Source organism: Microbacterium sp. 70-16, from assembly GCF_001898315.1.
GTDB lineage: Bacteria > Actinomycetota > Actinomycetes > Actinomycetales > Microbacteriaceae > Microbacterium.
In genome coordinates this window covers 1-21,757 of the sequence record NZ_MKTQ01000002.1, presented here as the reverse complement: position 1 = coordinate 21,757, position 21,757 = coordinate 1, and the positions used below count along the sequence as shown (strand labels likewise).

Genomic DNA, 21,757 nt, shown 5'->3' with positions numbered 1-21,757 from the left:
GGCACCTCTCACCCTAGCGCTTTGCGCCTTTTGGTTTACGACGAAAGTCGTAGGTGAAACCGCGGCCACATCGTTACGGGGCGCGCACGGCCAGCACCACGGCGGCTGCGATCGCGGATGCCTGTGCTGCGGCCTCACTCCCTGCGGGGAGGTCGATCGGGGTGAAGGTCGCGCCGGTCTGCGTTGCGGCCGTGCGCAGCGTCTCATCCCACGCGTCCAGATCAGCAGCGGTGACTCCGAACGGCGGCAGGACGATGACGCGTGGCGCGTAGCGCGCGGACGCACTCATCGCATCGCGCACGAGCGCTTCGCGCACTTCTGTCGGCAGTGTGGTGGTGACGTCGTTGCCGCCAAGAGCGAGCACGACGGCGTCGAACTGGCCGCCGGCGGCGGCGGCGCGATCGGCCACCGATGAGGGCGAGGCGGTCAGGTATCCGCTGCCGGCGACTGCGTCTATCTGCGCCTGCAGCCCCGGCTCGCGCCGCACGAGGTCATACCAGGCCGACCCCGCGTCGCCGCCGCGTTCGTCGGTGATGACGAGCACGCGCTGCTCGGCGACGGCGGGCTCGGCGGCCCCGCAGGCGGTCAGAGCGAGCGCGAGCACCGCGAGGGCGGCGCCGATGAGTGCGCGCCCCGCCCGGCGCCGCCGCTCAGACACCGACGCTCCTGCGGCGGCGCGCCCAGAACACGACGGCTGCGGCGATGAGCAGGACGACCATCGCACCGACGGTCAGCCAGATGACCACCGGTGACCCGGCATCCTCAGCCTGAGCCTCAGGGACCGGCGTCGCGTCGGATCCGGCAGCGGATTCGTCGGTCGGTTCCTCGGTGGCCGAATCGGTCGGTTCCTCGGTGGACGATTCGGTCGGTGTGCCGGTGGACGAATCGGTCGCCGAGCCTGTCGCAGACGACCCACCCGCCGTTGTGCCGGTCGATGCCGACCCTCGAACGCCCGAGCCACCAGAGGTCGCCCCCGACCCGGTCGAGCCCGACGTCGTCCCCGACCCATCGGCGCCACCCGTACTGCCGGTGCCACCCGTGCCGCCCGTGCCGCCCGTGCCGCCCGTGCCACCGGTGCCACCGGCGCCACCCGTACCGCCCGTACCGCCCGTGCCGCCCGTGCCGCCGCCGGTGCCGCCCGTGCCGCCCCCGGTGCCGCCCGTGCCGCCGCCCGTGCCGCCGCCGTCGGTGCCACCCGAGCCACCGCTACCGCCCGTGCCACCCGTGCCGCCCGTGCCACCCGTGCCACCGCTACCGCCCGTGCCACCCGTGCCACCCGTGCCACCGCCGGTGCCGCCCGTGCCGCCGTCCGTGCCGCCCGTGCCACCGCCGTCGGTGCCACCCGAGCCGCCGGTCTCCTCGTCGTCGGGCAGCGGCGCGACCTCGATGAGGCGAGAGACCACACCCACCGGCGTACGGGCCTCGATGCGGTGCGTGCCCGGTTCGAGCGTGCGCGGGATCGTGAACCGCAGGGTCGCGACGCCATCGGCATCCGCTGTCGCACTGCCGAGATAAATCGGGTCGGAGTGCAGGTACACGTGGATGACGGTACCGGGCTCGAGTCCCGAGATCACGAGCGTCTGGGTGTCTCCGGCGGTGGCTTCGTCGTCGGTTCCGCCGACGGTGATGCCCTCGGACGCACCCGTGCGCGAGATGGTGAACTCGACCTCGACCGATTCCGACGGTGCGATGCCACCCGAGCCCGGGTAGATGACCATGTACCGGTAGTCGCCGTCGGCGATCGTCTCGGGCACGAGCAGCACGGCCGTCGCGCCGGTGCTGCCGGGCACGAGCGTGCCGGTCAGATCGGGGCCGCCGGCGGCAGTCGCCGTTACCGTGCCGCCGACCGGCAGCCCGCCCGCGGTGACGGCGACCTGCAGCTCGAGCAGCGCCGTCGGCACGCTCGACGCGCGCACGTTCACCGCCGTCTGCGAGGCCGCGGGCGTCACCGTGAAGCCCGCCTGCGCGGTCGACGGGGCGAACCCGTCGCTGCCCGGGTAGGTCAGCTGCACCGTGGTCTCGCCCGCCGCGAGCAGCGTCGAATCGATGTCGATGCGCACGGCACCGTCGACGAGCGTGCCGGCAAAGGTTCGGTCGCCGATCGTGACGGTGACGCTGCCGGGCGCCACCGCGTGCACTGCCATCACGGTCGCCACGACGGTCACGTTCTGCCCGAACACCACCGAGGTCGGCGCCGTGAGGGTCGCGGTGGTCGCTGCGGCGCTCACGACGACACTGCCGGCTCGTTCGCTGCCGGTGACATCGGAGGTTCCGGCGTAGCGAACGATTAGGGCGTGTGCACCGACCGTAAGCTCGGTCGGCAGCGCGAAGCGGGCCGAGCCCGCGGCGAGGGTCGCCGTGTCGATGACGGCCCCGTCGAGCAGCAGCTCGACGGCAGCCGCCGGCGCAGCTGAACCGTCGACCGTCGCATGCGCGACGATCTCGCCCGCGACGGCTCCGAAGGTCTGTGCGCCCGGCCAGTCCACGCGCAGGTCGCTGGGCGCCGTTGTCACCACAACGTCGAGGTCGATCCTCGACGCGGCGTAGCGCGCATCACCTGCGTAGTCGACGGTGACGGAGTGCGTGCGGGCGGTCAGTGCCGGCAGGGTCACCTGCGCACCACCCGACGCGAGCGCCGCGACGCCCAAGACCGTCTCACCCTCTCGCACGGTCACCGTGCCCGTCGGGGCATCTGCCCCGGCGGGAACTCCCGCGAAGCCGATCTCGACGATCGCGGGGCTCGCCCCGAACCGCACGGGCGAGGCCGAGGCTGTCACAGCTCCCGGCAGCAGCGAGACCTCGAGGGTGGTCGTGGCGCTGGATGCCTCGGTCGTGGCCGTCGCCGGCAGCGTCACGGTGATCGGGTAGGTGCCGGCGCCGAGCGGACCGATTTCGAGTGATGCCGCTCCGTCGCCCGCGAGCGCGAGGCTGGTCACGGGGCCGGCGCCGGCGACCTCGACGGTGCCGGTTCCGCCGACCACGGTCACCCGCAGGGTCGCGGTCTCGCCGACCGCGATGCGCGCGGCCGACAGGGTCGCGGTGACGACCGGGGTCGTCTTGGTGACCGTGACAACCGTCTGTCCCGTCGCGCCCGTGTAATTGCCGGATGCCGGCACGAAGGCGACCGAGACGGTGTTGGCCCCGATGGCGGCGCCCGTGGTCGGCAGCGCGAACTGCCATCCGCCCGCGACGGGCGTCGCGGCGACGGTCGTGTCACCGAGCGTCGCGGTGACGGTGCCATCGAGCTGTGCGCCGAGGGCGGTGACGGCGACGGTTCCGGTGACCTCTGTGCCGACCCCGACGTTCGATGCGCCGAGAGCGACGGTGAGAGCTGGGGCGAGCGGCGTGCGCGTGAGGCGCGCGGGGGCGCTCGTCGACGACGAGAGCTCGGCCGAGGCCGACGTGAAGACGGCGACCAGTCGGCGCTCGCCCGCGTCGGGGCGGGCAACGGCGAGCGACGCCGCGCCGGCGGTGACGGTGCCGGTCGCGAGGGCTGTGCCGGTGGGCGCGCCGCCGGCGTCCGCCGCATACAGCGCGACGGAGCCCTCGACGGTGACGGTCGAGGTGACCTCGACGGTGGCGGTGAGGTCGACGCCATACGCACCGGTGGCCGGGCTCAGGTCGAGCGTGGTGGTGCTCGCCGCGGCGTTCACGACGCTCGTGACGGTCGCTGTGCTCGGGGCGTGACTGTCGTCTCCGCTGTAGGCGATCGTGAGCTCGAGGTCGCCGACGTGACGTGCCGGCACCGTGATCTGCGCGACGCCGTCGATGACGTCGCCGGTGAGTGCCTCGCTCCACCCCGGCGCGCTCACCGTGACGGTACCGGTCGGTGCCGCTGCCGCCGGTGTCACTGCCGTGATGGTGACCTCGAGCGTGCCAGCCGCACCCGAGGCGACGGCAGCGATCGTGGCGGCCGTTGCCGTGCCGGCGCGCACGCGCAGGGTTCCGGTGTCGGTGCTGGTCTCTGAGAAGGGTCCGCTGTACTCAGCGGTCAGCGCGTAGGCGCCGACGGCAGAGATCGGAACCGTGATGCTCACGCGTGCGCCGCCTGCGACAAGGTCGCCTGCGCCGACCGTGGCGCTGATCGGGGCATCTCCGGCACGGATCAACGTCACGGTGTCTCCGACGGCGACGCCCGTGCCCATGATGTCGACGCTCACCGTGACCGGCGCACCGACGATGACGGGGTCGGTCGGCGTCGTCAACGTCGTCGTGCTCGCAGCACGGGTGACGGTCAGCTCGATCGTCTCGGATTCGGCGGTGCGGGCCGCGTCGACCCAGACGACACGGATGTCGTGCGTCGCAAGTGCCAGCGTCGCGGGCACCGTGAAGGTGACCTCGCCGTCGACGGGCGTGGCGGTTGCGGCGGCGGCACCGTCGATCTCGAGCGTCGCGGTGCCGGTCGAGACCGGCCCGGCAGCACTGCTGACGAGAGCGCGCACGTCAAGACGAGCGCCGTAGCCGATCGTCGCGCTGTCGATCTCGGCGGTGACCGATGCCGTGTGCGGATCGTACGCGTCATAGTCGATCCAGGCGCCGCTGTGTTCGCCACCGGTGACGGCCGTGACAAGCACCGCCCCCGCAGTGATGACGTCGGTACCGGTCAGCACGGCCGTGTCGACGCTGCGACCGGCTCCGACGGTGACTGTGGCGCCGCCGAAGTCGCTGTCGATCGTGAAGGTCGCGCTCGTGTCGGTGTCGTTGGCGAGGTGGATGCCCAGGACTGTCTGCTCGCGCTGGCGGTCGTACACGGGCGTGATCTCGGCGCTCAGCCCGTCGACAAGGCCCGGCTGCAGCGTCTTGGCGCCGAGGTCGACGATCGGCAGGCCCGGCACTTCAGCGGTCGCCGTGACGACGCCGCCGGCCCCGGTGGGCACCGGCGTCGTCGATACGGCGTAGCCCTGCGCGTCGGTGACGACGCGCACGACCTGTCCGCCGCTGGGGAATTCGGCCGGGCCCGTCACCCTGAAGTAGACCTCGGCGCCGACGACGGGGTTGCCGTCTTTGTCGAGCACGCGCGTGCGCAGCTCTTCCAGTACGTAGTCGGGGCTGACGGTCTGCTGCGGTTGGGCCTGCGAGGCGATGGCCGCCCAGCCGGCACGCACCGTGACCGGCAGCGAACCGGTGAACTCCGTCTTCTTGCCGCCGACCGAGGTGCTGACCGAGAGGGCACACTTCGCATAGCCCTCGCCGGCGGTTCCGGTGAGCGAGCCGGCGAAGTTCAGTGCGGGGTCGGCGCTGAGGGTGTCCGTCGTGATCTGCAGCTCGGCGCTTGTGCAGGCATCCGGCAGAGTCCACTGCGCGGTGACGTCGCCCGGCTGTGTCGAGCTGTCGCCGAGCTTCTTGAGCGAGATCGGCGAAATGCCGATGGTGTCGCCGGTCGCGGCGACGATGTCAACCGACGACGCGGCGGGCACGGGCACCGTCAGCAGGCGCGCAGCCGCCGTCGCGCCCATCCCGAGCAGCACACTGTCAGACCGCTCGTGATACGTCGTGTGGACCTTGATGCCGTGGATCGCCTGGACCGCCGTGATACCGAGCGCGGCGAGCCGCGTCGAGGGGTTGAGCAAGAGTCCGATGTGCACCGGTGTGACGGTGTCGCTCGTCGCACACACGAAGTCATCCTGGTCGCAAAGCGACACGGTGAGGTCGCGCAGCGACGCGGGAATCACGTGGCGGTCGGTGAGATCGAGCACCGTGTCATAGTCGCCGCCGAGGGTGACGCCGGTCGCCGTCGCGCTCGTGCCGAGCCGCGTGCCGCCGTTGCCGGAGTAGTTGGCGGGGTTCGAGACGAGGTAGATGCCGCCGACGCGCGAGTGCGGCAGAACCTGTGCGGCGGTGCCGTCGTTCCAGTCGTTGAGCGCCTGCGAGATGACGAGAGCGCCCTGCGAATAGCCGGCGAGCACCCACTTCTCGTTCTCACACCCGGTCTGCTGTGCGCGCTGGGTGAGGAAGGTCTTCAGGTTGTCGATGCCGGTCTGAATGCTGCCGAAGTACTCGGGAACACTGACATCGAGCGCGCCGACGACGGGCACGGCCAGCGCCGGGTACTGCAGGTACACCGCGCGGAACGAGCGCAGCGCGTCGCCGTTCTCGGTGAGCGAGCTGGCGAGCCCCTCGCGCACGCGGGCGAGCGGCACACCGATGGTGTTGGGCTCGTCGGAGCCGGCGACGCCGATCATGAGCACGTCGTAGCAGGCACCACCGAGGGTGAGCGACGACGCGTCCGAGACGTCGATGACGTCGGCGGGGTCGACCGCGACAGGGGCGACCTTCTCGGCGATCGGCGCGATCAGGTGCGCCGGCTTGGTGCTGCCGTCGGCGAAGTGCGAGATGACCGTGTAATACTCGAAGATCTCGTCGCTGTCGGCGGCGAGCACACGGGCATCCGGAGCACCGTCACGCGTTCCGCCGACGACCTCCGTCCACGGTTCGGCGGCGTCGAGGGTGTTGCGCCCCCACACGGTGTACGACGCGGCGCCATTCACGGTCTCCCACGCGATCGCGAGGCCCGTGCCACCGCCGTCTGAGTCGGGCAGCGTGACCCACGCGGTCTCGACGCTGAGCGCCTCGGTGCGGGTCTCGTGCAGCGTGATCGGTTCGGATTCGACCTCGACGTTGCCGCCGGTGGGCAGAATGAAGCTCTGCGCCCAGCGCGGGTCGTCGACGTTCACCGTGCCGGTCAGCAGCGAATAGAACGAGAAGTCCATCTCGACGCTCTCACCGGGCAGCAGCACCGGCACACGCTTGGTGTAGGCGACGACACCTTCGGGGGCGAGCAGGTAGCCCGCTCCCTGGGAGATCTGGAACGTCGGGTTGTACACCGGCACGCCGGTGTCGGCGGGCGTCTGGTTGGTCATCGTGAGCGTGATGCGGAACGGGTCGAGCGCCTCAGTGCTCGGGTCGGCCTTGACCGCCCAACGAATCGCAGAGCCGCCCCATACCTTCAGGGGCTTCTCGGCATGCGCGATGACGTCGATCGCGTCGCCGGTGGGGGCAAGGGTCGCCGTGTAGCGCGCCGAGAGCGGGTATTCGCCTTCGATGTCACCGCGCAGGGTCCAGAAGATGCTGCGGCTCTCGCCGCCGGCGATGTCGTCGACCGCGACGGCGGCCGACTGCCGCTGCGCCGTCGGTGCGAGCGTGAGCCCGTTGGGCAGCGATAGCTCGGCGACACCGCCGGTGAAGGTGAAGGGGGCGGATGCCAGGTTCTGCACAACCAGTCGGGCCTCGAAGAACTCCTTGAGCCAGCTGCCCTTGACGGGGATGATCATCCACTGCACGGCCTGGTGGCCGCCCACCTCGATGATGGTGGGCGTGTAGGCGTAGCCGTTGTAGTAGCCGGTGCCGCCCGAGCCGGAGGTCCAGCCGTCGCCGCCGTAGTGCACCGCACGCACCCCGCCGCTGCCGTAGACCAGCTCGACGTTGGGCGTCGAGCTGGGCGTCGAGTCGTTGACGATCGCGAGGTGGATCTCGGCCAGGAAGATGTTCTGGTTCTCGGGGTCGTCGGGGTTGATGCCCCGCTCGATGATCTCGTCGTAGGTGAGCGGGCGATGTTCGAGCGTACTGGCAGCGATCTCACCCGACTCGAGGGTGGCCTCGAGCGACCCGGAACCGTCGACCACGAGCACCTCGCCCGCGACGGGCAGGTAGCCGGATGCCGTGATGTAGATCGGCTGGGTGCCGTCGGGCACGCCGCGCAGGCGGGCGATGCCGGTGCCATCGGTGGCGGCTTGCACGCGCGCGCCGTCGGCGGTGATGAAGGTGGCAGTGGCGCCCGAGAGCAGGGCACCGCCGCTGCGCACGGTCACGGTGACGCCGCTTGTGTCGGCCGGCACGACGGTCACGCGCGTCTGGGCGGTGGCGGTCTGGGTGCCGATCGCGACGGTGAGGGTCGCGTCGTAGACGCCGGCCTCGGTGTAGGTGTGGCTCGTGTGCCATCCTTCGCCGGTCTGGCCGTCGCCGAAGTCCCATTCGACGCGGTCGATGGCGAGCGCGGGCTGTGAGCCGGTCGCGTCGAACCACACGTCCTCCCCCGCCGACGCCTGCTGCGCGTCGCCGGCGACGGCGGTCAGCGGCACGTCGGGGTAGACGGTGACGGCGGCGTTGCGCGCCGTGACGTAGGTGTCGGTGTCATCTTCGGCCGTGACCTCGACGCGCACGATGTACCGCCCGGCGGTCGTGTAGTCGTGCTCGAGGGCGAGCGTGCCGGTGTAGGTGCCGGTGACCTCGGCGGTGCCGTCGCCCCACGTGAGACGGTAGCTGAGCGCCGTCGTGCCGTCACCGGTCGCCTCAAGGGTCGCCGTCACGTGGGCGCTGTCGCCTTCGGCGAGCGGCACACTGGCCGCGTCGAGCGTGAGCGCGACGACGGGCGGGCCGGTACGTTGACGCCAGGTGATCGGCGCAGACGACTCTGAGCTGATGTTCGCCGAGCCTGAGTAGACGACGGTGAGTGTGTGCACGCCGACCGCGGCGGTGGCCGGCAGCGTGAGCGATGCCTCGCCACGCGAGAGCGGCTTCTCGTCGACGGTGGTGCCGTCGAGTTGCAGCGCGACCTGCCCTGCGGCGGTCGCACCGGTGGCAGAGCTCACCCCGACGCTGACCGTGGTCTCGGTGCCGTAGGTGCCGTCGCCGGGCGGGGTGACGACCAGGCGCGCGGCTGCCGGGGTCACGGTGACCGGGACGGGCGCCGAGGTCGAAGCGTTGTGTCCGCTCGATCCGGCGTAGATCGCGACGATGTCGTGAGTACCGGCTGCGACCGTGCCCGGCAGCCGCACGGCCGCCGTACCGTTCTCGAGGGTGCTCGATGCCGTGACGCCACCCACTGTGACGGTCACCTCACCCTCGGGTGTGCCGTCGATCTGCGCGGTGACGTCGACGGTCACCTCGAAGCTCGTGCCGTAGACGACGTCGTCGACAGGGCCGACCACGGTGGTCGTCGGCTGGCCCGCGACGGTGAGCTCGACCGTGGTGGCAGAGCTCTCGAGCGTGTCGCGGCCGGTGTATTCGATCTCGAGCGTGTGGGTGCCCGCCCCGAGCACCGACGTCTCGATCGTCAGGTTCGTGCGGTCGGTGGCCGTTTCGCGGGTGAGCTCGTGGCCGCCGTTGCGGATGATGATCTCGCCGGCGATCTCGCGCGCGCCGGCGTCGACGGCGACGGTGATGGTCGCCGTGTCGCCGAAGCGCACGGGGCTCGTCTCGGCATGAGCGCTCAGAGTGACGGATGCCTTGCGGACCGTGATGGTCGCCTCGGCAGATGCCTCGCTGGTCAGCGCCGTCTCGAGCAGACGCGCGGTCAGGGTGTGCGTGCCCTCGGCGAGCACGCCGGGCAGCACGTGGTTCACCGAGGTCGCGCCGTCGAAGGCCACGGTGTACTCGGCGCCGTCAACGGTGAGCACCGCGGTGCCGTCGACGATCGCGTCACCCCAGGCATCCCACGCGGCCAGGTGCACCTCGACCGGGTCGCCGACATAGCTGTCGCCGGGGGTCGAGACGGTGAAGGTGGCGTCGCCGCGCACAATCTTCACCGGCACGGTGAGGGTGCTGCCGCGCACCGCACCGCTTTCGCCGACCGTCAACGTGATCTCGTAGTCACCGGGCACGAGATCTGCGGGCAGCGCAAGGGAGGTGGTGCCGCCGTTGCCGGGCAGCTGCTGCACGTCGATCGTGTTGTCGCCGATGGTGGCTGTCAGCTCGAGCCAGTCGGCGGCGCCGGCGCCGTCGACGTCGACCTGGACGGTCAGCGCAGTGCCGGTGCCGTAGGGCACGGCCTCGGTCGGTGCGTCGACAACGGTGATGCTGCTGGTCGACCACGACCGGGCCAGCGTGATCGAGCGGGCGATATCGGCCCCGTCGCCGCGGAAGACGAGGGCATCCGCTTCGGCTGCGTCGGCCGTCCACCCATCGGCGGTGAGATAGCGGGTCTGGTAGTACGGCGAGGTGACGCGCACGAGGTAGCCGCCGGGGGCGATGCTCTCGAACCAGGTGGCCGATTCGTCGACGAGCGCCAGGTTGCGCTGGTCTGCGACGTCGCCGGTCACCGCGTTGATCACGTCGACGGTCGCCCACTCGCCCTCGCGCGCAGCGTCGGCGAGCTCGAGCGACATCGAGAGCGTTCCGGGCCGGGGCATGACGATGGCGCCGGATGCCTCGGTGTTGAGCGCGAACGTGACCGGGGTCGCCTGTGCGGCGTCGACGACGCCTCCGAAGTAGGTGTAGAAGTAGCCGTACGCGTGCGCGCCGAGCGTGTAGGTGACGCCGGGCAGCCCTGTCAGGGTCACGACACCGTTTTCGTCGGTGATGACACTCGTGGTCTGCTCACCGTTCGTGAGGTCGACAGCGGCATAGGCGATCGGCGCGCCATCGACGTCGACGGCCGTCAGGGTGAACACGCCAAAGGTGTCGACGGCAACCGTCGCCTGGGCCGTCTGCCCCGCCGTCAGCGGCACAGCGACCGGAGTGGATGCCGCAGTCTGGCCGTCGGCGCTGACGGTGACAGTCGCGGTGCCGGGCGTCAAGCCGACGAACGTCGCCTGGCCGAGCTCGTCTGTGTAGACGGGGGAACGGCCCACGGTGACGAGCTTGGCGGCCAGCGGTGCGCCCGACCGGTCGACAACGGTGACGGTGAGTGCGGCTGCTTCGGTGAGTGTCGCGGAGCGGCGTTCGTAGGTGCCGCTGCCGACGCTGATGATGGCCGCGTCGTTGCGGTCGTCGCTGAGGTCGCCGCCCGTGGTGAGGTATCCCCCGCGGTACGTCTGGCCGCCCGTGAGATAGAGCTGCACGTGGGTGAGGTCGAGCCAACCGTAGCTCGCACCGCTGATCTGCAGGGTTGAGCCGTACAGCCACGCGTTGCCGAGGCTGTGGCCGGTGGCCGGATCGACCAGTTCAACGCGAGTGTTGCTCGCGTCTGCCGGCTGCCCGGCTTCGTCGACGAAGTCGACGCGCAGCAGCCAGCCGAGCGCGTCGCTGTCGATGTCGGCGACCGAGGTTTCGCCGCTGACCGTCGTCACGTCAGCGCTGCCGAGGTCGGTGCCGTCGAAGCGCGCCGAGAGGTGTGCGGCGCCCGCGGGCACGCGCAGTTGGTACGTGCCGTCGCTGTCGGTGTAGACCGTGCGGTCGCTGGCGCCGTCGCCATCGAGGTCGGCGGACACACCCGCCCGTGCGAGCGCGACTCCGCCGGCTGAGACGGTGCCGCTGATGGTCGCCGTCCGCTCGAGGGTGACGACGGCGTCGGCGTATTCGCCGGGCGTGACCTCGAAGCTCTGCCCGGGTACGGCGGTCCACTCCGCGTCGCCGGTGGTGACAGACACCGTGCCCGCCGAGATCGGCGACCACTGCTCCCAGGTATGACCGGCGTCAACCCACCCGCTGTAAGAGGTGGACCAATCCGGCGATGAGAATCCCACGCTGATGTCGCCACCATCGACTCCATCGGGGAACCCGAAGGTGACTCGAGGGATGCCCCCGAGCTCGAGCACGGTCGTCTGGCCGTCGACACCGACAGCGTCACCCGAGACGTGGAAGCTCTCGCGCGAGCTGAACGAGAGCCCCGGGTCTGCGTCGGGGGTGAGTCCCCGAATCGTGTAGTGGCCTTCGGCGTCGGTCACGGCCTGACGCTCCGCGTATCCAGACCAACTGCTCACGAGTGCGCCGTCGAGCGGCTGTGCACCTGTCGCTCCGCTGGGGTCGGCGACGGTACCGCCGACGACCGTGCCGGTCAGGACGGCACCGACCGCGAGCACGAAGTCGTGCACGATCTCGTCGCCGCCGATCGCGCCGTTGAGGTACTGGCCCACGTACACCGAGTCGGTGCTCGCCGCCGCTCTGACCGAGTAGCGCGACCACCGCGGCAGCGTCGCGCTGTAGGTGCCGTCGGTCTTGCTGACGGCATCGACGCTGCGAGAAGACCACCCGTTCTCGTCGCGGACCTCGATCCGGACGGTCTCTCCCGCCACCGGCGACCCGTGCTCATCGGTGAGCGTGCCGTGGAAGGCCACGAGCTCGGTGGGCTCCGGCTGGATCGTGATGGAGGTGCGCGGCTCATCGGCGCTGATCGTCACGGGCGTCGCCACGGCGGAGTCGAAGACGCCGGGGTAGTAGTAGGTGTCGCCGTCGATCTGCGCGCTGATGAGATAGTCGCCGGGGCGGATGCCGGAGAGGGTCGAGGCCCCGTCGATCCAGAATCCGGCCTGGTCGCCCGTCGCCTGGTCGGTCAGCGACACCGAGGCTGAGATGATGTCGCCCGCCGCGTCGCGGACGGTGAGGTCGAGCTCGCCGATCGGGCCGACATCGACGGTGACCTGCTGAGTGCCTTCCGTGACGACGAACGGCGGCGCGCGCGGCGCGATCGCGGTGCTGTAGGAGGAGTCCTCGCCGATGCGGGTGTTGATGCGAGTCGTGTAGGTGCCCGGGCTCAGCCAGAAGGAGAAGGTGCCCGTAGCATCCGTCGTGCCGCCGTGTCCGATGCCGTCGTCGTCGACGACCTCGACATAGCGGTCGGCGACCGGCACGCCCGCCGAGTGCACGGTCAGCTGCACGGTCGAGACGGGGGTGGCCACGACGGGGACGTCGAGGGTCGCTCCCGCGGCGAGGGTGATGGTGCCGCCGACCGCGCTGTATTGCGATGACGACACGTAGTAGTTGTACTCCCCCGCGCCGATCACGATCTCGGCGATGCCGTCGGAGCCGGTCGTGGCTGAGGCGTTCGTGTAGGTGGTCGACGAGAAGACCGAGAGCTGGATGCCCGCCAGGGGCGTTTCCGACTCATCGGTGACGGAGAATCGCACCGTCGCGAGCTGCGACCGGTCGAACGCGAGCGCCGGCACGGTCGTCGTGGCACCTTCCGTGACCGTGACGACCTCCGCGTTCGTCGTCAGGGTCGGTGAGGAGGTGCGCGCCGACACCGTGTACGTGCCGGGCGCCAGTCCGGTGAGGGTGTAGGTGGCCGAGCCGTCGGAAGCGGCGGAGACCGAGGTCTGCTGGATCACGCCCTCGTCTCCGCTCAGCAGCACGTCGACCCACTGACCGGCGAGCGCGCCCGTGATGGTGCCGCTGATCGTGCCCGCCGCGACCGTGGTCAGGTCCAGGCGCGTCGTGGCGCCGGCGGTGACGGTCGTCGACGCGGGCAGGACCGCGCGGCTCTTGTCGCTCGTGTAGAAGGAGAGATCCCAGTCGCCCTGCGCGGCGCTGTCGAACAGGTAGTCGCCGCCGTCGACGGTCGTCCACGTGCTCAGGTAGCGGCCTTCGGCGGAGTTGTACGCGGAGGCAGAGAGCGACGAGCCTGCGGCGAGTCCGTCCGCCGACCCGCCGATCGCCCCGCCGAGGCGCAGTCGCGCGTCGATGCCGGTGACGACGCTGCCCTCCGTGGCGACGACCTGGCGCGCACTGTCTCGCTCGGCCGTCTCCGCGCCGAGCCCGATGTAGCCGCCGATCCCGTAGGGCGCGAGATTCGCGACACTCAACGTGTACGTCCCGGAGGCGAGGCCCCCGATCGTGTATCGGCCCTCCGCGTCGGTCTCGCCGTCGCCGTAATCGTCGCCGTTTGTCCACACCGAGACACCGGCGGCCGGCTGCCCGTCGGGGGTGGTGATCGTGCCCGAGATCGTGGCGCCGCGGGCCAGGCGGACCGTGATCTGCGCGGGCGTCACGACGCCGTCGTCGACCGTGAGTGCCGTGGCATCGCTGCTCCACTGCACGGCGGTCTCGTCGTCGGCCTTCCACAGACCCGCCCGCGCACCGCTTGCGACTGCCGGATCGACCCACACGTACGGGTAGGAGGGGTCGATGCGAGCGACGAACGTGCCGTCGGATGCCGTGAGTGCGGCATCATTGACGGTCGCTCCGGCGAGAGGCAGCGCGTCAGCGTCGAGCACGACACCGCGCGCCACGGGCAGCACGCGCAGCTGTGCACTGACGACGGTGCCGGCGGCATCGACCGTGATCAGTGACGGGTCGTCAGAAGCGCCGGTTTGCGGCACATCGCCAACGCCACCCACACCGAAACCGGTCTCTTGCAGCAGGCCGGCACGCCACGAGCCCCCAGCGAGATCGCTGCCGAAGACGCTGCCGACGTTCACGTGGTAGTCGCCGGGGGTGAGGCCGGTGAAGCGCAGTACGCCGTTCGCGTCTGCCTCAGCCTGCACGTCGATGCCGCTGTCAGACCAGGCGTATGCCACGACGCTCGTGAAGTCGGGCGCGCCGAGGCCAGCGGCGGGCACGTATCCGGTCGGCGTGACCAGCTGCACGACGAGCTCGCCAGGCGCGGCCGTCGGCGGCGTAGTGGGCTCGGCCGCCACGGCTGGCAGAGGCTGCAGCGCAAGCATCGCTGTGACGACCACGGCGACCCAGGTGAAGAGCGGGCGGGCGCCCGTCGCGGCGGTGTTGCGGTGGCGCGGCGCGCGCGGGGTGCGTGACAGCACTCGGTCCCCCAGTAGTCGTCGAACTCGGCGAGCATCGAGCGTCATCACCCGATCGGCCGACTCCTGCTCCCCAGAGCGCAAGCGACCTTAGCTGCGAGATTAGGGGAATCTCATCTGCGGATGCAACGCTCGTGACCCATGCGGGGCGTCCGGAATCGTCCGGATTCCGCGAAGGCGCACGATGAGGTTCCGGATGACGCTGTCAATCGCCCGCGCACGGCGTGAACCACGCCTTGACGAACCCCGCCGTCTGGTAGCTCGCCGCACACCGTCATGGGTGCCGGTGCGTCAGTCGCGCCCGTAGATGTCGCGGGTGTAGACCTTGTCGGCGACGTCGTCGAGCACGTCGGTCTTGCGGTTGGCGATGATCACGTCGCACCGCTGCTTGAACTCATCGATGTCGCGCACGATCTCTGAGTTATAGAAGTCGTCGCCCTCAAGTTCGGGCTCGTAGACGATGACGTCGACACCCTTCGCCTTGATGCGCTTCATGATGCCCTGAATCGAGGATGCCCGGAAGTTATCTGAACCCGACTTCATGATGAGCCGGTACACGCCCACCGTGGTGGGGTTCTTGGCGAGGATGTCAGAGGCGACGAAGTCTTTGCGGGTGCGGTTGGCATCGACGATCGCCGCAATCAGGTTCTGCGGCACTTTCGAGTAGTTGGCGAGCAGCTGCTTGGTGTCCTTCGGCAGGCAGTAGCCCCCATAGCCGAACGACGGGTTGTTGTAGTGCGAGCCGATGCGCGGGTCGAGGCCGACGCCCTCGATGATCTGCTTCGTATCGAGCCCGTGCACCGCGGCATAGGTGTCGAGCTCGTTGAAGTAGGCGACGCGGAGTGCCAGGTAGGTGTTGGCGAACAGCTTGATCGCTTCGGCTTCGGTCGAATCAGTCAGCAGCACCGGCACGTCGGTGTCGATCGCACCTTCGAGCAGCAGGTCGGCGAAGCGCTGCCCCTTCTCGCTGCGGTCGCCGACGACGATGCGCGACGGATGCAGGTTGTCGTAGAGCGCCCGCCCCTCGCGCAGGAACTCGGGCGAGAAGATGATCGTCATCTCGGGGTGTTCCGCATTCATGCGCGCCGTGAATCCGACCGGAACGGTCGACTTGACCACGATCGCCGCGTCGGGATTGACCCGCTCGACGAGCGCGATGACCGACTCGACCGACGAGGTGTCGAAGAAGTTCGTGACTTCGTCATAGTTCGTCGGCGTCGCAATCACGACGAACTCGGCGCCCGCATAAGCGGAAGCCGCGTCGAGCGTTGCGGTGAGGTTCAGCTCACGCGCCGCAAGATACTCCTCCAGCTCCGCGTCGACGATGGGCGAGGTCCGCTGATTGATCAGCTCCACCTTTCGGGAGTCGAGATCCACTGCCACCACCTCATGGCGCTGGGCAAGGATGACAGCGTTGGAGAGTCCGACATAACCCGTGCCCGCGATGGCGATCTTCACAGCGAAAGCCCTCCGTTCCAAACTCCGTGCGTGGATGCCACGGACGCCACACACGCCCCGCGAGAAGCAGCTGACAGTTTCATTTCACTGCTGGCAACAAGGCGATGACCGGCGCCGTCAGCGGTCGATACGGGTCGAAGCAAAAGGGCCGTGCCTTGTCTGCTTCGATAGCAGACTAGCGGCACAGCGGGGCGTGTCGGCACACGCGCAAGATCACCCGCGGGGATTCCGCGGCGTGGACGACACGGTCTGCTCTACCCATTGCTCGATCCGCCAGGCGGGCACGCGGAACAGTCGAGCGATCACGGAGATCGGGTATCCGGCCTCGACGACGGCGGCGACGGCGAACTGCTGCATCGACGCGAACTCACGGTTGGAGAGCATCACCCGAAGGTCCTGGAGACTGCGCGGGTGGCCCTGCGGTGAACGCGGCCTGACCCCCGCCTGTGCGGGCGAGGACGTCGAAGAGGAACGCAGCGGCGTGGACGATGACGGCACGGGGGGGGTGAAGATGCCCGCACGAAGGCCGCAGAACCTCCTGCCTGCGGTGGGATGCTGAGGCGGCTCGGCCAGTAGACCCCCTCGCGAGGCGCCGGCGCGCGGGGCGGGACGGCGTGTGTACCCGGCGCCGTGCCGTCGCGGGTGTGTCGTGTATCTGTGCCCTCGAATTCGCGAGGTGACGCGGCCTCTGTCGGGGAGATTTCGCCGTCGTGACCGTACCGGGCGAGCTCTGCGTGATCGTGTCGCACGATCGCCGCCTCGAGCAGCTTCCGCAGTTCGCGGTGGCGTCGCTGCCTGGCGATGATGAGGGGCAACCCGACCACGGGAATCACAAGGACGAGCGCCCACAGCCAGGCGATCGGATGACGATTGAGCCATTGGATCGGCACGGGGACGAACGTCCACTGCGAGGTGTCGTCCGCTGTGCCGAAGACATGCGCCGTCGACGCGATCTCGATCCCGCTCGGGCCACTGCCGTGCAGCACGTTCGACGCCGTCTCCACGGACGAAGACCCACTCACGGTGGTCGCGGCTCCTTCTTCGACGGTGAGCGAATTCGCGCTGACGGCGAGGATCGCATCGGTGACCTTAACAGCGGTGGTCTGCGCCGCGATCGTCGAGCTGATCAGCTGGGCGTCGGTCACGTCGCCTGTGACGGCGACCGCGACCGCGCCGGTCGTCTGGAACGTCGACTCCGCGACCTTCACGGTGCGGATCGGACCTTCGAGCAACAGCGCAGCGTGCGCCCCGCTGATGTCGGCGTGTTCGACCAGGGTCTTATTGCCCGAGATGAACGAGACTCCGGCAGAGCCGCTGTCGCTCACGCTCAGCTCGCGCACGGTGAATGTCGAGCCGGGCACGGGCGAGTCGCCGGCGGCATTGGCTGTGCGGGCAAGAGCGGTGCCATCGATCCGGATGCCGTCGCGTGTCGCACCCGACACCGTCGACGTCTCGATCGTCACGTCGGAGGACGCGCGGTCGGCGAGGACACCGTCCTGTCCGGAGTTGCTGATCGTTGTGCCGGAGACGACGATCTGACTCGATCCGTTGGTGATTCGGATGCCGCTCAGCTCGGCACCGACGACGATTGCATCGCTGATCGAGCCCCCCGCGACATCCGACAAGAACATCCCGAAGGTGAGGTTTCGATGGGTCGTGTTCGACACGGAGACACTGGCGAGGCCGAGGTCTGTTGCCGTCACCGCGACGCCTCCCGTGCGACCGCTCCAGAACCCGAGCTCGTCGAACACGGCGAACGACGCCTCGAGACGCCCGTTTCGGACCCAGACGAACCCCCGACGATCCGCCGTCGTGGTGTCCGCCGAGGCGAGCGAGTCGCTCCATGACGTGATCACGAGAGGCGCCTCAGCGGCGCCGTTGAGAACGACGTCGCCGCCCCACCCGATGACCCTCGTGAACGCCCCGGTGTCGTCACTGAGGAGTCTGAGGGTCACGCCGGCAAGGTCCAGCTGCAGTCGTGCCCCGGACCGGACAACGAGGGAACGGACAAGGCTGTATGTCGAGGCGTCGTCCTGGCGCAGCGCGCCCAGCGCGACGAGATCGCCGGCGCCGTATGCCTCCGCGCGTTCGTGCAGGATGACGGTGTTCCAGCTGGTCACCGCCGTGGGGTCGTCCCACGACAACTGCGAGAGCGCGCTCGCCCACTCGTCGATTGCCGCAACGGCAAGTGCCGGTCTCGCCGTCTCGACGAGCGCCTCGTTCGCTTCGTCTGCCGTCATCCCGCCCGCGCTGCCGTCCGCTGTCAGGCCGCTTGCCGAAGTGGAGTATCCGGCCGACGCTGACGGTGATGCGCCGGATGCCCAGGGGGCAGCGCTGGCACCAGTGAGCATGTTCCGCGTCACGACGATGGCAACGAGCAGGGCGATGCCGGAGGTGACTAGTACGCGTCGTGCGATCTTCCGGTGCCGCGTCGCCGTGTCGCCCCGCTCCTCGTCCGTGATGTGGCCGTCGTACGCATGGGTGTGCGGTTGTTCGTGCGGCTCACTGATCATGAGCCCCGCTACACGACGGCGAGGGCGGGGGCATCGGCAGACTCCGTATCGAGCTGTCCAGCCCCCGCCGATCCGGCATCCGGCGACCCAGCACCCCGCGATCCGGTATCCGCCGGCGAGGGGTCCCCCGCTCGGTGTCGGGGCCGAGGCTCGCCTCGGTCTGTCCCTCGCCTCCCTGCGTCGCGGCGGAGCGGCGAACGCGGCGGGTGTCGACATCAGCGGTGAGGTGATGCCGCCGACTTTGTTCGCTTCGGTCGCGTCGCTTCTGCTCGCGATCGAGCATGAACGGGCCGACCCCGAGCGTGTGCGGGAGCTTGTCTCCAGCGCGCGGCCCGGGTGGCTGGCCGATCTCGGCTGGGTTACCTTGGCGCGCAAGGCGCTGCTGTCGGCGGATGTGCCTACTGCTCGGGCGTATATGGAGCGGATCGGATCCTCTGACCCGGTGCTGACTGATCGTCGCGACAAGCTCGTCACGCTGATCGCGGGCCGCGAGGGACGGTTCGAGGAGGCGCGGTCGTCGTTGGAGGCGTGGTCGGCTGATGCACGCGAGACCCCGGGGTTCGCCGATCTCCATGGGCACATCGAGTTCTGGAACGGGAACTTCGACCAGGCAAGTGGCTGGTTCGCGGAGGCGGCCGAACGCGCCGAGCGCAGGGGTGACATTTTGGAAGCCGCTCGCGGGCTGCGCCACCTAGCTCGTGCCCTCGCACTGGCCGGAGACGCCGCAGCGCCCAGAGCGATCGAGCTCGCGACGGAGGCGAATGCTGCAATCGACTCTGCGATCGGCCTGGCTCAGCTTGAGGCCTCCGAGGCGATCTTGCGGGCCCGAGAGGGAGATGCTGTCGGGGCGGACCAGCTGTTGCAGAGCGCGCGGGATGCGCTCGGACAGGCCGGTGCCGTCAATGACGTGATGACGACGCGTCTGCTGGAGCTGGTGACCGCCATGATCGCGGGAGATGCCCCGCGCGAAGACACCCTGGCCGAGAGCATCGCAGGGCTCGGCACTGACGGCCCCGCCGCTGTTGCCGGCACGATCGCCGCGCTGCTCCGCGGCCAAGGCCGGCAGAGCTCGCAAGTGGAGCTCAGCGACATCGGTGCGACGGCAGCGCGCTGGCGTGCTGCCGCGATGGCCGCAACTTGAGCACAAGGGCATTGGGCCGAACTGGTGACGGTGGGGAGTAGGTAGCGTCTGGCCGATCATCGTGGCGAACGCCGCAGACATCTATGATCTGCGGTCCACACTCTCCGTATCGGACGTGCGGATCGGGGGCGAGAGGAACGCGCTGCTGAAGACCGACCACTGGGTGCCTTCACCGAGGGCCGACGGCGCCGCGACGACAATGTTGATCACGAAGATGATCATTGCGGTGGCTCGGATGGCCGGATTGATGCGCCACAGCCCGAGGCCGACGGCCAGGGTGACGATGCCGACAATCGGGCCGAACCATTTGCGACGATGGCGGCGAGCATGGCGCCGAGGGGATCGGGCATCATTCGTCCTTCGGAGGAACGATCCCGGTAGAGGTCATGTTGCTCTCTGGTTTTGGGGGTCCCGATGACCCGGCGTCCTCCGCTTCTCAGACGGCGACACCGATGAGCACGACGTTCAGGGTGATCGCGCCAGCGATGCAGAAGTCGCCGGTCGCTGTTACGGTCAACGCACCGGGCAGATGAGCCACCGACGCGAGTAGCGACTACTCTGGGCGCATGGCGACAGCATCCGTCCCGAGGGCGAGGTCAGGAGACGCGATCCACCTCCTTATTCTCGGGCTGGGGCTGGCAGTCATTATTCTGGCAGCCGAGACCGGAAGCGAGGCGGGTCTCCTCCTCGCAGTGACCATGTTCTGTTCGGTGCTGATCGCGTTCGCTGCGGTAGCAGCTAGTCGGAACGCCGATGTCTCGTTCTTCCTGCTCGTTCCCAGCGTCATGTCGGCGTTCCAGAACGTCTATCTGTCGCCCTTTGCCCATGAGATCCCTCAGAGCGCTCTGCAAGTCGTCATCATCACAAACTTCATCTACTCATTGCTGTTGCTGTTCACGCTCGCGGGGATCAGAACGACGGGGTTCGATCCGCGGCAGCAACGCGCGGCTAGGGTCACGTTGGGTGTGCTCGTGGTGATCGTCCTCTTTGGGACCGCGCTGATGTTAGTGTCCGGAAACAACATCGTTGGCGCGCTGGCCTCTGCCCGCAATCTGGTCGCGCCTATGCTGTTCTTCCTGCTCGGCTACTATGCAACGGCGTTTGTCGACTTCCACTACTACCTTCGCCTCGTTGTGTCGCTCGGATGGGTGGTGCTGGCGTTCGCGATCGTCGAATACCTCGTTCCTGACTTCTGGCCCGCCATCGGCCTCCACCACCTCTGGGAGCTCAAGGGCATCGCAGTGACGGAGAACTCGCTGCTTCCGAGGAACTTCTACGCGTCGGAGCAGATTGAAGCCGGCACGTTCATCAGACGGATGGCGGGCCCGTTCGCCGATCCTGTCAACTTCGGAACCTTCTTGTTCGCGCTTCTGATGGTCGCATGGTTCCTGAGATCCCGCGTCCTTTTCTTGGCATCGATCGTCGCGTCCGTGCTTGTCGTCAGCAAAGGTGCGCTCCTGGGGTTGCTCGCGTTCGGCACCGTGTGGGCAAGGAAGTTCCGATCAGCTTTCGAGTTTGTCCTAGTTGGAGTCGTTACCGTCGCGGCAGGCCTCTATTTTTACGCGTTTACGCAGTCTTCGTCGACGGGAAGCACCACGGCCCACATCAACGGACTGATCGCCGCCTTTGTCGAGTTGCCCCGGCACCCGCTTGGGCGTGGGTTCGGGGGCACCGGTGTACTCGCGGGTTTGTTCGCCGACGAAGCGGCCGAGGGTGGCTCTGCGATCGTCGAGAGTGGTCTCGGATCGGTGATTGGCCAGCTTGGCATTCCCGGCCTGATTGGATACATCGTGTTCTTCGCGATGATAATCCGATCTGTGCATCGAATCCAGGACGTGCGAGTTTACGTTCTCGGAATGAGTCTTGCTCTTGCGTTCATCCTCAACGCAGCGTTCAATGAAGTGGCATTGAGTCCGAACTCATGCGCCATATACTTCATCGTTCTTGGGCTCATCGTGGCATCGTCGGATGAAGCGCGCGGTGGCGGGGCTGCTGGCGCAAGAGCCCTCGCCTTTCCGAGCTCAGTGCGATAGTCGACATTCTCTTCAGTGCATGTTTCTGCCCAGAACAGCGCGACGCTCGCAGCGCGGATGTTGTTGATGTCGGTGTCGCCTACCACCTCGTATAGAGGCTCTTCGGAATCAAGGGTGTAGCGAGGGTCTGAAACCTCCGGCCTCGAGCAGGCTCCTGGCTGTGTAGTTCGCGAGGTTGCGGAAGCCGAGCGCGGAGCCGCG

General features: G+C 68.9%; 7 protein-coding genes. 2 read left to right on the top strand and 5 right to left on the bottom strand.

What is annotated here, in order from left to right:
- Positions 1-73 precede the first annotated feature (73 nt).
- The 5 genes from BGO46_RS00145 to BGO46_RS00125 form a co-directional block, all read right to left on the bottom strand.
- Positions 74-658, bottom strand: a complete 585-nt coding sequence (locus tag BGO46_RS00145; protein ID WP_292678907.1) for a hypothetical protein — start codon at positions 656-658, stop codon at positions 74-76.
- A complete protein-coding gene (locus BGO46_RS00140; protein ID WP_292678909.1) occupies positions 651-14,414 on the bottom strand; it encodes an Ig-like domain repeat protein in 13,764 nt (4,587 codons plus the stop codon). Before BGO46_RS00140 ends, BGO46_RS00145 begins: the two co-directional genes overlap by 8 nt.
- Before the next feature lie 288 nt (positions 14,415-14,702).
- Positions 14,703-15,869: a nucleotide sugar dehydrogenase gene (locus BGO46_RS00135; protein WP_292678912.1), complete on the bottom strand. Its 1,167-nt coding sequence runs from the start codon at positions 15,867-15,869 to the stop codon at positions 14,703-14,705.
- Positions 15,870-16,082: 213 nt separating this feature from the next.
- Positions 16,083-16,253 carry a hypothetical protein gene (locus BGO46_RS00130; RefSeq protein ID WP_292678915.1) on the bottom strand — a complete coding sequence of 57 codons (171 nt, stop codon included), beginning with the start codon at positions 16,251-16,253 and terminating at the stop codon, positions 16,083-16,085.
- Positions 16,253-18,382 carry a right-handed parallel beta-helix repeat-containing protein gene (locus tag BGO46_RS00125; protein WP_292678917.1) on the bottom strand — a complete coding sequence of 710 codons (2,130 nt, stop codon included), beginning with the start codon at positions 18,380-18,382 and terminating at the stop codon, positions 16,253-16,255. Before BGO46_RS00125 ends, BGO46_RS00130 begins: the two co-directional genes overlap by 1 nt.
- Before the next feature lie 226 nt (positions 18,383-18,608).
- On the opposite strand from BGO46_RS00125, the gene BGO46_RS00120 reads away from it, so the two are divergent.
- Positions 18,609-19,523, top strand: a complete 915-nt coding sequence (locus BGO46_RS00120) for a hypothetical protein (protein ID WP_299984937.1) — start codon at positions 18,609-18,611, stop codon at positions 19,521-19,523.
- A gap of 566 nt (positions 19,524-20,089) precedes the next feature.
- Positions 20,090-21,556 (top strand): hypothetical protein, encoded by a 1,467-nt coding sequence (locus tag BGO46_RS00115; protein WP_292678923.1) that lies wholly within the window; start codon positions 20,090-20,092, stop codon positions 21,554-21,556.
- Positions 21,557-21,757: the final 201 nt, after the last annotated feature.

Coding starts and splice junctions, on each gene's coding strand:
- BGO46_RS00130 (WP_292678915.1), bottom strand. CDS start 16,253: ATGCTCTCCAACCGTGAGTTCGCGTCGATGCAGCAGTTCGCCGTCGCC.
- BGO46_RS00125 (WP_292678917.1), bottom strand. CDS start 18,382: ATGATCAGTGAGCCGCACGAACAACCGCACACCCATGCGTACGACGGC.
- BGO46_RS00115 (WP_292678923.1), top strand. CDS start 20,090: ATGGCGACAGCATCCGTCCCGAGGGCGAGGTCAGGAGACGCGATCCAC.